This is a genomic window from Lelliottia nimipressuralis (genome assembly GCF_004115925.1).
In the GTDB taxonomy this organism is placed as follows: Bacteria; Pseudomonadota; Gammaproteobacteria; order Enterobacterales; family Enterobacteriaceae; genus Enterobacter; species Enterobacter nimipressuralis.
The window spans coordinates 155094-168919 of the sequence record NZ_SDDX01000002.1 but is presented as its reverse complement, the minus strand read 5'-3'; the positions used below and the strand labels follow the sequence as shown (position 1 = coordinate 168919).

Here is a 13826-nt window from a genome sequence, read left to right as displayed (position 1 = left end):
ACCGGGCGGCGGAAATGCCTTACCCGGTCTACAAGTACCAACCACGCGTCATTGGCCCGACAAGCGAAGCGCCGCCGGGCCTTGAGCGACTCAGGCGGTAATGGTGATGCTCTGGTTTTCGAAGGTGACCGTCTGACCTGCGACAATTTTGCAGCGCTTGCGGGTTTCAACCACGCCATCGACTTTAACCAGGCCGTCGGCGATGAAAATCTTCGCCTGTGCGCCGCTTTCGCTCCAGCCTTCCAGCTTCAGCAGATCGCACAGTTCAACGTGCGGGTGTTTACCTAATGAAAATGTTGCCATCTTACGCTTCCTCTGCGTCGTGATACTCAACGCATGCTTGCAATGTATTCTGAATCAGGGTTGCTACGGTCATTGGACCCACGCCACCCGGTACCGGTGTGATGTAAGACGCGCGCGCGGCGGCGTCTTCAAATACCACGTCACCCACCACTTTGCCGTTTTCCAGACGGTTAATACCCACGTCCACTACGATGGCGCCTTCTTTGATCCACTCGCCCGGAATAAAGCCCGGTTTACCGACCGCCACGATCAGCAGGTCGGCATTCTCGACGTGCTGACGCAGGTTTTTGGTAAAGCGGTGCGTCACGGTGGTGGTGCAACCGGCCAGCAGCAGCTCCATGCTCATCGGACGGCCAACGATGTTGGATGCGCCAATCACCACGGCGTTCAGACCGTAGGTGTCGATGTTGTAGCGCTCCAGCAGCGTCACAATACCGCGCGGCGTACACGGACGCAGACGCGGTGCGCGCTGGCACAGACGTCCGACGTTATACGGATGGAAACCGTCCACGTCTTTATCCGGTGCGATACGCTCCAGCACCTTCACATTGTCGATGCCCGCAGGCAGCGGCAACTGCACCAGAATACCGTCGATCGCGTCGTCGGCATTCAGGGTGTCAATCAGCTCAAGCAGTTCTGCTTCGCTGGTGGTTTCCGGCAGATCGTAGGAACGGGAGACGAAGCCCACCTCTTCACATGCTTTACGTTTACTGCCGACATAAATTTGCGATGCCGGGTTGCTGCCAACCAGCACAACGGCTAACCCTGGAGCGCGTTTTCCGGCCGCTGTACGCGCCTTCACTTTTTCCGCGACCTCAGAGCGCACCTGCTGCGCAATCGTTTTACCGTCAATAATCTTTGCTGCCATCAGAGAGAGGATTCCGTCTGTAACGTTTGAAAGGGGGATTGCCTATATTTTGTCAGAAGCGAGGCCCGCTGTCAGTCACCCATTGAGAGATTTCCACAATCAGGCCCTAAACCCTGCTCATTGAATGGTCTTTTCCTAAGGGGAATTAGGATGTAGCCTGGAATTATCGCAGTGTTTTGACCTGTTTTAATATTTGTCCGTGGGCTACTTTGTTGCTTCCAAAATAAACTTTCAATTACGCAATTGAATGTGTTTTTTATTCCCGAATTAACCCGGGAAGGGCTTTTTACATTCCAAAGGAACAGATATGAAACTTAGCAATATTGCTTCTTCCGTCATTGCTTCGCTGGTATTGGTTGCGGGTGCAGCTCATGCAGCAGATCCCGTTTCCGTCAATGGCGGTACCGTTCACTTTAAAGGTGAATTAGTTAATGCGGCATGCGCAGTAAATACTGAATCTGCGGATCAGATCGTGACTCTGGGTCAATATCGTACCGCTAAATTCACGAAAGTGGGCGATACCACTTCTAATATTCCGTTCAACATTGAACTGAATGATTGCGATCCAGAAGTGGCTGCCACCGCTGCTGTTGCCTTCACCGGCCAGATTGATGCGACCGATAAAACCCTGCTGGCTGTAACCGCAGGCGATAACGACAACACGGCTAAAGGTGTTGGTATCGAGATCCTGGATAGCGCGTCCAGCACCCTGACACCAGACGGTGCAACCTTCTCCGCAGCGAAAACGCTGATCGCAGGGACCAACACCCTGAACTTCACCGCACGCTACAAATCGACTGCGGCAACCACTGAGCCTGGTCAGGCGAACGCGGACGCCACTTTCGTCTTGAAATACGAATAATCGGCTTTTCAGGGAAGACCGGGCCTCAGGGAAGAGGCCAGTTTGATCCACATCGAGGGCTAAGGATGACCAGAATTGGGCTTCTGTTTCTGCTGACGATTACTGCCGTACAGCCTGTGATGGCGCACCGCGTGGTGGTGGATGGCGGACGGGTACATCTCAAAGGTGAGCTGGTCAACGGCGGTTGCGCCGTGGCGCCCGAGAGTCAAAGCCTGCGCGTGGAGATGGGGCAGTATCGCACCAACGCCTTTCACGGTGTGGGCAGTTTTTCGACGGTGGATGTGCCTTTTACCCTGCGTCTGGTGGATTGCAGTGTGGATGTTTCCCGCACGGTCGGGATGATGTTTCAGGGCATCACGCCCGCTGAAGATCCGCAGGTTTTTCTGGCAACATCCCGTCCCGGCAACAGCCGCGTCAGTAGCGGGATTGGGCTGGCACTTTTCGATTCGCAGAAGCGACAGATTATTCCCAACGCCACCGCCAATAATATGCTGCCGATCGACACGCCCGAGCTGAACTTTCATTTCAGTGCGCGCTATCGGGCTATTTCAGAACACCTTGTGCCGGGCAATATTCAGTCGGATGTCTGGTTTACGTTGATTTATCCATAACGTCGTACACGCCTGCGAACTTAATAGTAAAGGTATTGTTGTGATGAACTCCCTAATAAAACCAGGACTGATCTTTTCGCTTATTTTGATGATGATTTCTCTGCCCGTTCAGGCATCCGGTGGGATTGCTCTGGGGGCGACGCGCGTGATTTATCCGGCCGACGCGAAACAGACATCGCTCGCGATCACGAACAGCAATAAACAAGAGCGCTATTTAATTAACGCGTGGATTGAAAACGATCGCGGGCAGAAAGAAAAAACCTTTGCGGTCACACCGCCGCTGTTTGTCAGCGAACCGGACAGCGAGAACACGCTGCGCATTATCTATGCAGGGCCGCCGCTGCCAACGGATCGCGAATCCCTGTTTTACATGAACGTGAAGGCCATTCCTTCGGTGAACAAAGCCAACCTGGAAGGGAAAAACGTTCTGCAGCTGGCGATTCTGTCGCGTATCAAACTGTTTGTGCGACCAAAAAATCTGGCGATGCCGCCGGAAGAGGCGCTTTCGCAGCTGCGCTTTGAACGCGCGGGCAATCACCTGAAAGTCAGCAATGCTTCACCCTATTACGTCACGCTGGTGAACCTGCAACTGGGCGGCAAGAAGCTGGAAAATATCATGATTGCGCCGAAGAATTCAGCCCAGCAGGCGCTACCTGATGGGGCCAGCGGCACGCTCTCCTGGCAGAGCGTGAATGATTACGGCGCGATTACTCCCGCGCGTCGCGTCAGTCTTTGAGCAGAGTCACAGTGATGAATCCTTCACGATGGCGTTACCGCCCGTGTGTGCTGGCCATAATGGCGGTGCTCTGCCCGGGGATAGCCTGGTCTGAGAACTATTTTAACCCCGCGTTTTTGTCTGATGACACGGCGGGCGTGGCGGATCTGTCGCGCTTTGAGCAGGGGCATCAGCAGGCGCCTGGCACCTATCGCGTGGATATCTGGCGTAACGATGAGTTTATCGGTACCCAGGATGTCCGCTTTGAGGCCGGGGATGAAAATACACCTCCGGTCGCGGGCGGGCTGTCGCCGTGCATCACGCGCGCGATGCTGGACCGCTTTGGCGTCAACATTACTGCCTTCCCTGAACTGCTTAACGTGACCGGCGAAACCTGCGTTCCGCTGGCGACGGCGATCCCCGGCTCGGAGATTGGCTTCAATTTTGCCTCGCTGCGCCTGAACGTCAGCCTGCCGCAGGTGGCAATGCAAAACAGCGCGCGCGGCTATATTCCGCCGGATCAATGGGACGAAGGCATACCGGCGCTGCTGCTGAACTACAGCTTCAGCGGCAACAAAGGCAATGACGCCGACAACAGCTACTACCTGAATCTGCAAAGCGGACTGAACTATGGCCCCTGGCGGCTGCGTAACAACGGTGCGTGGCGCTACACCGAGAGCAACGGGGAAAGCCATCGCGAGTGGCAGAACATCAGCACATCCGCCCAGCGGACAATCATTCCCCTGAAAAGCGAGCTGGTGGCCGGGGACAGCAACACCGGCAATGACGTGTTCGACAGCCTCGGTTTCCGCGGGCTGCGCATGTACTCCTCTGACAGCATGTACCCGGACAGCATGCAGGGCTACGCGCCGACCGTGCGCGGTATCGCCCGCACCCCAGCGAAAGTGGTGATCCGCCAGAACGGGTATGTCATCTATCAGAGCTATGTGCAGGCAGGGGCATTTGCCATCAGCGATCTGAACCCGACATCGTCGAGCGGCGACCTTGAGGTCACGGTTGAAGAGAAAGACGGCAACCCGCAGCGCTATACGGTGCCGTACTCCACGGTGCCGCTCTTACAGCGTGAAGGCCGCATGAAATACGATCTGGTGGCGGGGGATTACCGCAGCGGCAACGACGATCAGGACACGCCGTTCTTCACCCAGGGCACGCTGATTGCCGGCCTGAGCAACGGTTACACCCTGTATGGCGGCACCCAGCTCGCCTCGCGCTACAGCGCCATTGCGCTCGGTGCGGGGAAAAACTTTGGCGACTGGGGGGCGATTTCACTCGATGTCACCCAGGCGCGCAGCCAGCTGGCTGACGACAGTCGCCACGAAGGGCAATCTTTACGCTTCCTGTACGCCAAATCTCTGAACGGATTCGGGACTAACTTCCAGCTGCTTGGCTATCGCTATTCCACCAAAGGGTTCTACACCCTGGATGACGTGGCGTGGAAAGCCATGGAAGGTTACCAGTACAGCGACAGCAAGGACGAGAACGGCGTGTCGGATGTGGTGAGTTATCACAATCTGACGTGGAACAAAAAAGGGCGCTTCCAGGTGAACATTTCCCAGTCGCTGGGGGATTACGGGTCGCTCTATGTGTCGGGCAGCGAGCAAACCTACTGGGGAACCAGCGATTCCAGCGTCTGGTATCAGCTGGGTTATGCCGGCGGCTGGCGGGGCGTGAGCTATTCCGTCTCCTGGTCGTGGAATCAGGCGGTGGGTATTGATGGCACAGACAAGCTGGCCTCGTTCAACGTGTCGGTTCCGTTCAGCCTGTTTACCCGTCACGGTTATCGCCGTGACAGCGCCTTCGATCGCGCCTACGCCACGGCCTCTGCCAGCCGCAACAGCAGCGGAGATACCACCTGGCAGACCGGCGTCAGCGGCACCTTGCTGGAAGATCGAAACCTGAACTACAGCGTGAGTCAGGGACACACCAGCACCAACGGTGCAAGCGGCAGCGCCAGCGCAAACTGGCAGGCCACCTACGGCACCTTCGGGGCCGGATACAACTATTCCCGCGACCAGCACGATCTGAACTGGCAAATGTCAGGCGGCGTTGTAGGCCATGCGGACGGTGTGACCTTCAGCCAGCCGCTGGGGGATACCAACGTGCTAATCAAAGCACCGGGCGCGTCCGGGGTGAATGTCGAAAACCAGACCGGGGTGAAAACCGACTGGCGGGGTTACGCCGTGATGCCTTACGCCACGGTCTATCGCTACAACCGCGTGGCGCTGGATACCAATACCATGAACAACAGTACCGATATCGAAAACAACGTCAGCAGCGTGGTGCCGACCAACGGTGCGCTAGTGCGTGCCAGCTTTGATACGCGCATTGGCGTTCGTGCGCTGCTGACCGTCATGCGCGGCAATCAGCCGGTGCCTTTCGGTGCCGTAGTGCGCGAAACCGGAAGCGGCGTCACCAGCATGGTGGGCGATGACGGGCAAATTTACCTCAGCGGGCTGCCGCTTAAAGGCGAGCTTCTGGTTCAGTGGGGCAACGGCGCCAGCGCCCAGTGCCACGCGCCGTACGTCCTGCCTGAAAAGAGCCTGCAACAGGCAATCACGATGAAGGAGATTCGCTGTGATTAAGAGTCGATACCTGATGGCCGCGCTGCTGGTAATGCTTCCTGTCGCGCACGCGCTGGCCACGGTCTGTGCTAACGAAAACGGTGTGCCGACGGATATCTATTACGATCTGACGGATAAGTTTAATAGTTCCAATAACCAGATTGGGCAGATTGTCACGCTTGCGGAGAAATCCCAGTGGGTGGGGGTCAACGCGGTCTGCCCGAAAGGGACATCGGGCAACACCACCAAGCGCAGCTACGTGACCGATTTCCCGATCACCAGCACCATTGATGGCTACAAATATCTGAAGCTGAATGAGTATCTGGATGGCGCGATGAAGATCACCGACAGCTACTCTGGCGTGTTTTACCCGCCACAGAATTTTATTCAGATGGGGAGCCACCCGAACGTCTCTAAAAATCAACCTTTCGGGGTGAAAGACTCGAATCTGGTGTTTCGCCTGAAGGTGACGCGCCGGTTTATCAATATGGTGGAGATCCCGCGTCAGACGATGTTCCGGGTCTATGTCACGACCACCTCATCGGACCCGCTGACGACCCCGGTGTACACCATCAGCTACAGCGGAACCATCCAGGTGCCGCAGAGCTGCGCCATCAACGCCGGTCAAGTGGTGGAATTCGATTTTGGCGATATTGGCGCCTCGCAGTTTAGCCAGGCCGGGGCGGGAAATCGCCCGCAGAACGTCTCGCCTAAAACCCAGACCATCGCCATAAAATGCACTAACGTGGAGGCCAACGCCTACCTGACTATGCGAGTGGAAACGGAAAAAGTGTCCGGCAATGCGCTGGTTTCTGATAATCCTGATCTCGGTTTTATCGTCGCCAGCACGAACAATACGCCCCTGACGCCCAATAATCTCGCCAGCAAGATCCCGTTCCGCCTGGATGATAACGCCTCGGCAGTGGTTGGGATCACCGCCTGGCCGGTGAGCGTCACCGGGAATAAACCGAGCGAAGGGCGCTTCACCTCACGCGGATATCTTCGCGTGGATTACGATTAAGGAGAGGGCGATGCGTATAGGGATTTTAGTTGCCGCTGTAGCCGTAGCCTTTATGCCTGTGAAAGGCGTGCTGGCGGCAAGCCCACTGGGCGAAATCAACATCGAACTGTACGGCAATATTATCGATTTTACCTGTGTGGCTGAGGGGAGCGACAGCGACAAATCGGTGACGCTGGGCACCTGGCCGACCAAACAGCTCAGTACCACGGGCAGCAGAACCCAGGCGATGCCGTTTACGCTGAAGCTGACCGGCTGCCCACCGGGTGCGGCGTCGATTACCTTTTCAGGAAAAACGGATCCGCAGGACCCAGAACTGCTGGCCTTAAATGATGCCAGCCAGGCGACGAATGTGGCGGTAGAAATACGCGATCGGGATAAAACGCGTCTGCCATTACAGCAGGCGAGCCAGGATGTGGTGGTAGATGAGCAGGGAAATGCGGTTTTGAATTTTTATGCGAATTATATCGCTACGGCAAATAATCCCCAGCCGGGGCGTGCAGATGCCGATGCGACCTTTATGATTAATTATAATTAAGTCTAAACACCCTCCCTGAAACTCACTGGAGTCTCAGGGAGGACTTTCAGATTAAAGCAGTTCGTGCGCTTTGGCATAATCAATCAGCTCTACAATAGTCTGCACACCTAATTTCGAGTAGATGTTGGACTTATGCGCACTAATTGTTTTGTTGCTAAGTAATAATTGCTGCGCGATTTCCTTGTTAGATAATCCATTGGCCAGATAACGCAAAACAGTCACCTCGCGGTTTGATAACGGCATGTCATTTATTGCTCCCCGGTGTGAGCCTTGATGATTTATAAAGCTCAGGGTCTCATAGGGAAAGAAGGAATATCCAGAGAGCAACATTTCCACGGCGTTATAGATATCATTCAGATCTTTTCTTTTGCTCACAAATCCATTTGCACCAGCGCGCATGGCGCGGCCAGCGTAAAACGATTCTGATTTGGAAGACAAAAACAGAATTTTTATGTTGTCATCTAAGTTCTTGATTCTTTTTAGCAATGAAAACCCATCTGTGCCAGGTAATTCGATGTCGAGGATCACCAGATCGATAGGGTGATTGCGAATGTAGTCGAGTGCTTCATGGCTGTCTCCTGACTTGAGTTTAATCTCAATGCTTTTGTTTTTCTGGAGCAGGACTTCAATTGACATTCTGACGATAGGGTGCTCGTCAATAATGATGACGGATGCCGGTTTCATTTTTTATGCCTCAGGTTGTGAAAGCGCAATTGCAATCTGTGCAAAAGTGCCTGGTAAGCCGGAAGGATAATTCTGCAGATCCTTATACGGGGGTAATTCCCTGGAAAAAGCGTAAGCATCCTTGTTTGCATTCTGATAAAAAATGGCAGTAGCGCGTTGGCTTATTAATATTTTGGAAAGAGTAAAGGTATTTCTTATTCTCCTTTGGAACATGCTTATTATACCGTGTAAGTTTTCTCCGAAAAGCCTGTAAATTATTCAGGGCGTGTTTATTAATATGATCTTCTGGAGACGGAAAGTGATTATTTTAAATTTGGGCTAAATCACCAGACATTCCTCTTAATGTGGATTATCCTATTTATGTAATTGCAAAAAATAATAGAATCCCCTCAATGTTAATTTAATGTTGCCATTTCACCCACGGTAAGCGGAATCTTGTTCGCCATCACGGCGGAAGATTTATTGCCGCTTTCCGCGCGTCACCTTCATTTGAAAGTGCTGTTCACCTTTCAGCAAAAAAAGCCGTCGGCTGCAGAAGGATCTGCTGCCAGCAAGGGATGGTGTTTTTAGCGACTCATTGAATACTCACGTTTTTACATCGTTATCATCTTTTTAACGGATGAGATTAAAACTTAACTTCTGGATGAAAATGCTGTTTTTTGATCGCTACGCAGAGATTAACATCACGAGAAATCCTGGATTAGGAATAGTTGTAATCTTTGCATAAATGTTAATTTAAAACATAATTTTAATATTGTGCGTAAGTAATTTCTTAAAGGTCTTTAGGAATTAAGGGGTTATTCGGAAGAGGAGACAGAAAGGCGATGCAGCAGATGCAGTAATTCCTGACGATGGTTTAACCCTAATTTACTGAGAATTCGTCCCAGACGATAAACCACGCGGCTGTAAGGGCGCTGGCGAAAAAGCGCAATATTTCTTAGTGATTCCCCCTGTGTCAGATATTGCAGGACAAACCACTCTTCTCTGGAAAAGTAGATGTGGCGATTATTCACGGGAGGGAGGGCCGTCGCTAACGCATGTTGCAGCGCCTGAGCCGGAAGCTGGCGCTCAAGCACATCAAAGGGACCGCTGGTTTTGCAAAACAGCCGGGCGTCATAGTCATCAGCGCGTATCAGCAGGCTCACGGCAGTGTAGGGGGGATACAGAATGGCGCGTCGAAGCGTGGTGAGCATCTCCATCAGCGGCATCGTGCGGCTCTCCATATCGACAACCAGTCTGGCCGAGGGCCAGTTTTCCAGCGCGCTGAAGGCCGATTCAAGCGTGTCATATCCGCAGCAGTGTTTCAGGGGGGATGGGCCGTGCTGAATTCCTGCATGCAGGAAACGATCGTGGGTCACGAGAACGATAAAGGGGGCGTCGGGTCTGCGTGTCTGGTTGATGGATTGACTCAAATAAACAAGACGATCAAAAAAAGGGGCGCTGGAACGCGAATGTGAAAAACCCAGCGAATCGCTTCCTTTACGACGACGCCGATAGCGGCGTACGGTCATGCGCATAGATTCTCTCTCAGGCTAATGTCCTTTTTTCTTCAGACCAGCCTACAGACGGCCAGTAATATCCCTGACCGAATCCCGCTCCTGCCTGCAGCGCGTACTCCCGATCCCTGTTTGACTCAATACCTTCAATCAGCACATTGCTGGCGACCTGTGCGCAGAGATTTACCAGCTGGGCTAGCGCAGGCGAGCCTTTTTTTCGCCAGAACGCCATCTTATCGATCTTGACGCCACATAACGGTAAACGACAGCCTAAAAATGGACGAACAGATGCCGTGTTTACGTCATCAAGCCAGAGATGGCATCCGCGTTCGACGAGCGTCCACCAGTGGCGGGTCACGCGCTCACGCATGGGAGCCGGAAGTCTGAAGAGTGCGCTGGGTTCGACAATTTCAATATTCTGGCCGGCGTTAAGCAGCGGCAGGATTCGGGCGAAGGATTCTGAGTCACTCAATACGGTTATCGGCAGGTTGATAAAAAGGTTTTTAGCGTAAAGTGTGTTTTTTAACATGGCGAGCTGCAGTTCTAGCAGCCTAAGCGACTGTTTCACCGACTGTTGCTGAAAAAACGCTTCACTTTGCTCAGGGGAGGCGAGAAGGCTAAGCACTTCGCGCCCGACCACTCGCGAAGAGGAGAGGGCCACGATGGGCTCCAGCTTGATGCCGATAATCTCTGGCGAGACGCTACGCAGTGGGGGGAGATCGCATTCTGGCAAGCAGGAATGGTTAAGCGGGAATGGGGAGGTCACTACACTGTCCTGTTATCTTCCGGCTCCTCGGCGCCGGGATACCGGAGGCTAGTGTGAGAGCGATGGTCGGCAGAAAATACCAGGCGTTACTTAAACGGCGTTAAGCCTTTTCGTAGAGTCATCAAGTGGCAGAAAAATGAGAGGAATGTCGAAAAAACAGACGTATTGACGAGGGATAAACAGGGGGATGGTGAGAAGGCAGGCGATTGCGCTAAAAGGCATTGACTCACTAGCCATTGACCGTATAATTCCAGGCGTTTCACACCGCAAGTGCACGCTTCTCCGTGCGCCCTTAGCTCAGTTGGATAGAGCAACGGCCTTCTAAGCCGTAGGTCGTAGGTTCGAATCCTACAGGGCGTACCATTTAGTCGCTGCTACTCACGCCATCACCACGTTAAGCAACTCCTCCACCGGTAGCGGTCGGCAAAAATAGAAACCCTGCAAGAAGTCGATCTGTTTAGCACGCAGATAGTTCGCCTGTACCTGTGTTTCCACCCCTTCGGCAATAATCTTCAGATGCATGTTTTTGGCCAGCGCAATCATGCTGTCCACGAGCCGTGTATCGGCACTGACGCCAATCTGGCTGATAAACATTTTATCGATCTTGATGAATTCCGGATTCAGGGCAGAAATATAGGACAGGTTCGAATAGCCGGTGCCAAAGTCATCCAGCGCGACAGAGATGTTGGCGCGCCGCAGGGTAGCAAACCAGTTGCTCAGCTGCGGGGTGAAATGCAGCGGGTGTCTCTCGGTGATTTCCATCACCACCTGACTCTGATTCGCGTCGCATTTCTTTAATAGCTCGCAGGTGTCGATCTCGAAATTCGGATCGAGACAATTTTGCGCGCTGATATTAATGCAAATGTAAGTTCCCACCGGGAAGTGCTGAATCGGGTGTTCGAGATCGGCAATCACCTGCTGGATAAGCTGATGGGTCAGCGAAATAATCAGGCCGTTTTGCTCTGCCAACGGGATAAACACGTCGGGTGAAACATCACCATAGATGGGGTGCCGCCAGCGGGCGAGGACTTCGATGCCCGCGATTTTCCCGGTCTGCGCGTTGATAAACGGCTGATAAACAGGGGTGATTTGCTTTTGCGCGATGGCCGTTTTCAGGGTTTTCAACCCAGGCCGGGCGGGGATCGTTTTAAAGCGTGACAGACCGCGGATCAACGATGATCCCAGCCCGTTGAGAAACGTAGGATCTTTTTTAAGGGTGTTTTCCATAGGTCACTTTTATCGCGTTTCCGTCAGGCAAACCGGGAGGGTTTACCTGACGAGAAGGGGGGAATCACAGGCTGGATTAGAATTTCACCCAGTCGTCCTGGTCGCTGACGCTCTCTTTTTTGCCGGGAGGGAGCGCAATAACATGCCCTTTGCCTGCCGGACGGCTCTCCTTAAGCTGGCGTGGGGTATTCGATACATGGAAGATCGACACCACCTTTTCAAGCTGCACGGCCTGATCTTCCAGCGAACTGGCCGCAGCGGAGGATTCTTCAACCAGCGCGGCGTTCTGCTGCGTGGTGGTATCCATCTCGGCCATCGCCTGCGCAATCTGCGAAATCCCACGGCTCTGTTCGTCCGTCGCGGTCGCGATTTCACTCATGATATCGCGCACCTGCGCCACCGATTTTTCAATTTTGAACATCGCGGCACCGGCGCCTTCCACCAGGTTAAAACCGGTATCGACGTGAACGGCGGATTCGTGGATCAGGTTCTCAATCTCTTTTGCCGACTGCGCGCTGCGTTGCGCCAGGGTGCGCACTTCGGCGGCGACGACCGCAAAGCCTTTCCCCTGATCGCCCGCGCGTGCGGCTTCGACGGCGGCATTGAGCGCGAGAATGTTGGTCTGAAAAGCTATACTGTTAATCACCGTGGTGATCTCAGAAATGCGGTGCGAGCTGAGTCGCACATTTTTCATGGTATCGATCACTTTCTGGGAAATCAGGCTGCCTTCGCTGGCATTTTGCGACGCTTCTTCCGCCAGCAGGCGCGCCTGGTTAGCGTTTTCCGCATTCAGCGCGACGGTGGAGGTCAGCTCTTCCATGCTGGCTGCCGTCTCCACCACGGCAGCAGACTGCTGCTCGGTGCGTGAAGATAAATCCATATTGCCTGCGGCGATTTCCGTGGAGGAGCGGGCCACGCTTTCCACCCCTTCGCGCACGTCATTAATAATGCTTTTCAGGTTTTCGTTCATGGTTGAAACGGCCTGCATCAGCAGCCCAGGTTCGTCATGACGCGTGCTGGTCAACGTACTGGTGAGATCGCCTTTGGCGATTTGCTCTGCGACGCGCAAAGTTTCGTTCAGCGGACGGGTGATCGATGCGGTGATCCCCATTGCCAGCAGCAGGCCAAGGGCAATGCCAATGGCAGCCACAATGCTCATCTGTAGCCGGACGCCATCAACGGTCTCAACCACTTTCTGTTGCTGTCTGGCGAACATCGACTGAATGGTCTCAATCAGTGTCTCTGCTTTATCTGTCAGGGTGTCTGAGAGGGTCGATTGCTCTGCCCACACAACTTTGTAGTGGTCGAGTTCTGCAGCGATTGCCTGCATATCTTTAAGAGTGCTGTTCAGCCAGGCGTTTTGATCTTCCGGCACAAACTGCAGCATCTCTGTTATCCCGTTTTTGGCCGCGTCCAGACGCGTCAGGACGTTTTGCTTTGCCGCCTCCGTCGGGTGCTGCTTATAGAGAGAGACCTGGGAGTCAATATCGCTCAGGATGAAGGCCACCTGGGACGCAACCAGCGTCTGCTGTGGAGTTAACGCCGCGCTGTGGCTTAATTTCGATGCGATTTCTGAGTTATCGCACAGGGATTGCGTATTAAGTTTGCGCTCACTGTCCGTTTTTTCGCTCGCCGCTTTGGTAAACGGCGTAAGGGACGCGATGTAGTTTTTCACCGCAGCGTCCGTCTTATCCACGGAAACTTTTCCCTCAGGCGTCCAGGTGTAAGTTTCAAGCCGGGCGATCATATCCTGCATCGTCTGGGCGGCATCGTTGGTCTGATCGAGATACTTCTGATCCTGCGTATACAGATAGTTCAGACGGGCCAGTCGCACGGCAGACAGTGCGTTAAACAGGCCGGTGGTATGTTCATTTTTCTCGACGCGATCCTGAATGCTCACCATCCCCAGCATTCCCGACAGCAGAATGGCCAGTGTCACCAATAAAATAGTCGAAAAGCCGAACAAGAGTTTTCGGCTGACTTTTAAATTTTGAAAACGATTCATTACACTCATCTATTTTTCCCGGGCCGGTTTTTACCGAGCGACAATATTTTTAGCTATGTTGCCATCATTAATGGAATGCAAAACATGAAACTGAAGAAGTAAAAAAAAGCCCTTTGCACTCAGGTACGAAGGGCAAAACCGCTGAGTTGAC

The 13826-nt window shown here is 53.5% G+C and carries 13 protein-coding genes and 1 tRNA gene; 7 read left to right on the top strand and 7 right to left on the bottom strand.

The window, feature by feature from the left end:
- Positions 1 to 90: 90 nt before the first annotated feature.
- Together ybcJ and folD are read right to left on the bottom strand one after the other, a co-directional pair.
- A complete protein-coding gene (gene ybcJ / locus ETG88_RS03195; protein ID WP_100777336.1) occupies positions 91 to 303 on the bottom strand; it encodes a ribosome-associated protein YbcJ in 213 nt (70 codons plus the stop codon).
- A 1-nt stretch (position 304) separates the two neighbouring features.
- Positions 305 to 1171, bottom strand: a complete 867-nt coding sequence (folD, locus tag ETG88_RS03190) for a bifunctional methylenetetrahydrofolate dehydrogenase/methenyltetrahydrofolate cyclohydrolase FolD (protein WP_102104250.1) — start codon at positions 1169 to 1171, stop codon at positions 305 to 307.
- Positions 1172 to 1478: 307 nt separating this feature from the next.
- Between folD and fimA the strand changes: the two genes are divergently transcribed.
- From fimA to sfmF, 6 genes are all read left to right on the top strand, one after another.
- On the top strand, positions 1479 to 2033 hold the full coding sequence (gene fimA, locus ETG88_RS03185) for a type 1 fimbrial major subunit FimA (protein WP_100777334.1): 555 nt from the start codon (positions 1479 to 1481) through the stop codon (positions 2031 to 2033).
- Between the two features lie 65 nt (positions 2034 to 2098).
- The gene (gene fimI / locus ETG88_RS03180) at positions 2099 to 2644 is read left to right on the top strand and encodes a type 1 fimbrial protein subunit FimI (protein ID WP_102104249.1); all 546 of its coding nucleotides are present in this window, start codon (positions 2099 to 2101) and stop codon (positions 2642 to 2644) included.
- A 43-nt stretch (positions 2645 to 2687) separates the two neighbouring features.
- On the top strand, positions 2688 to 3380 hold the full coding sequence (gene fimC, locus ETG88_RS03175) for a type 1 fimbria chaperone FimC (protein ID WP_123429341.1): 693 nt from the start codon (positions 2688 to 2690) through the stop codon (positions 3378 to 3380).
- A 14-nt stretch (positions 3381 to 3394) separates the two neighbouring features.
- On the top strand, positions 3395 to 5962 hold the full coding sequence (locus ETG88_RS03170; RefSeq protein ID WP_102104248.1) for a fimbrial biogenesis usher protein: 2568 nt from the start codon (positions 3395 to 3397) through the stop codon (positions 5960 to 5962).
- 13 nt (positions 5963 to 5975) lie between these two features.
- Positions 5976 to 6962 carry a type 1 fimbria D-mannose specific adhesin FimH gene (gene fimH / locus ETG88_RS03165; RefSeq protein ID WP_129034643.1) on the top strand — a complete coding sequence of 329 codons (987 nt, stop codon included), beginning with the start codon at positions 5976 to 5978 and terminating at the stop codon, positions 6960 to 6962.
- A 52-nt stretch (positions 6963 to 7014) separates the two neighbouring features.
- Positions 7015 to 7497: a fimbria assembly protein gene (gene sfmF / locus ETG88_RS03160; protein ID WP_233446111.1), complete on the top strand. Its 483-nt coding sequence runs from the start codon at positions 7015 to 7017 to the stop codon at positions 7495 to 7497.
- Positions 7498 to 7548: 51 nt separating this feature from the next.
- On the opposite strand, the gene fimZ is transcribed toward sfmF, so the two are convergent.
- From fimZ to ETG88_RS03145, 3 genes are all read right to left on the bottom strand, one after another.
- Positions 7549 to 8181, bottom strand: coding sequence for a fimbria biosynthesis transcriptional regulator FimZ (gene fimZ, locus ETG88_RS03155; RefSeq protein WP_100777328.1), 633 nt, complete (start codon positions 8179 to 8181; stop codon positions 7549 to 7551).
- Positions 8182 to 8978: 797 nt separating this feature from the next.
- The gene (locus tag ETG88_RS03150; protein WP_100777327.1) at positions 8979 to 9698 is read right to left on the bottom strand and encodes a helix-turn-helix transcriptional regulator; all 720 of its coding nucleotides are present in this window, start codon (positions 9696 to 9698) and stop codon (positions 8979 to 8981) included.
- A 10-nt stretch (positions 9699 to 9708) separates the two neighbouring features.
- Positions 9709 to 10443 carry an EAL domain-containing protein gene (locus ETG88_RS03145; protein ID WP_233446107.1) on the bottom strand — a complete coding sequence of 245 codons (735 nt, stop codon included), beginning with the start codon at positions 10441 to 10443 and terminating at the stop codon, positions 9709 to 9711.
- Between the two features lie 286 nt (positions 10444 to 10729).
- Here ETG88_RS03145 and ETG88_RS03140 point away from each other — a divergent pair.
- Positions 10730 to 10806, top strand: a tRNA-Arg gene (locus tag ETG88_RS03140).
- 15 nt (positions 10807 to 10821) lie between these two features.
- On the opposite strand, the gene ETG88_RS03135 is transcribed toward ETG88_RS03140, so the two are convergent.
- Both ETG88_RS03135 and ETG88_RS03130 read right to left on the bottom strand, forming a co-directional pair.
- Complete coding sequence (locus tag ETG88_RS03135) at positions 10822 to 11670, bottom strand: EAL domain-containing protein (protein WP_129034584.1); 849 nt, start codon at positions 11668 to 11670, stop codon at positions 10822 to 10824.
- A 76-nt stretch (positions 11671 to 11746) separates the two neighbouring features.
- Positions 11747 to 13675: a methyl-accepting chemotaxis protein gene (locus ETG88_RS03130; protein ID WP_164971754.1), complete on the bottom strand. Its 1929-nt coding sequence runs from the start codon at positions 13673 to 13675 to the stop codon at positions 11747 to 11749.
- Positions 13676 to 13826 lie beyond the last annotated feature (151 nt).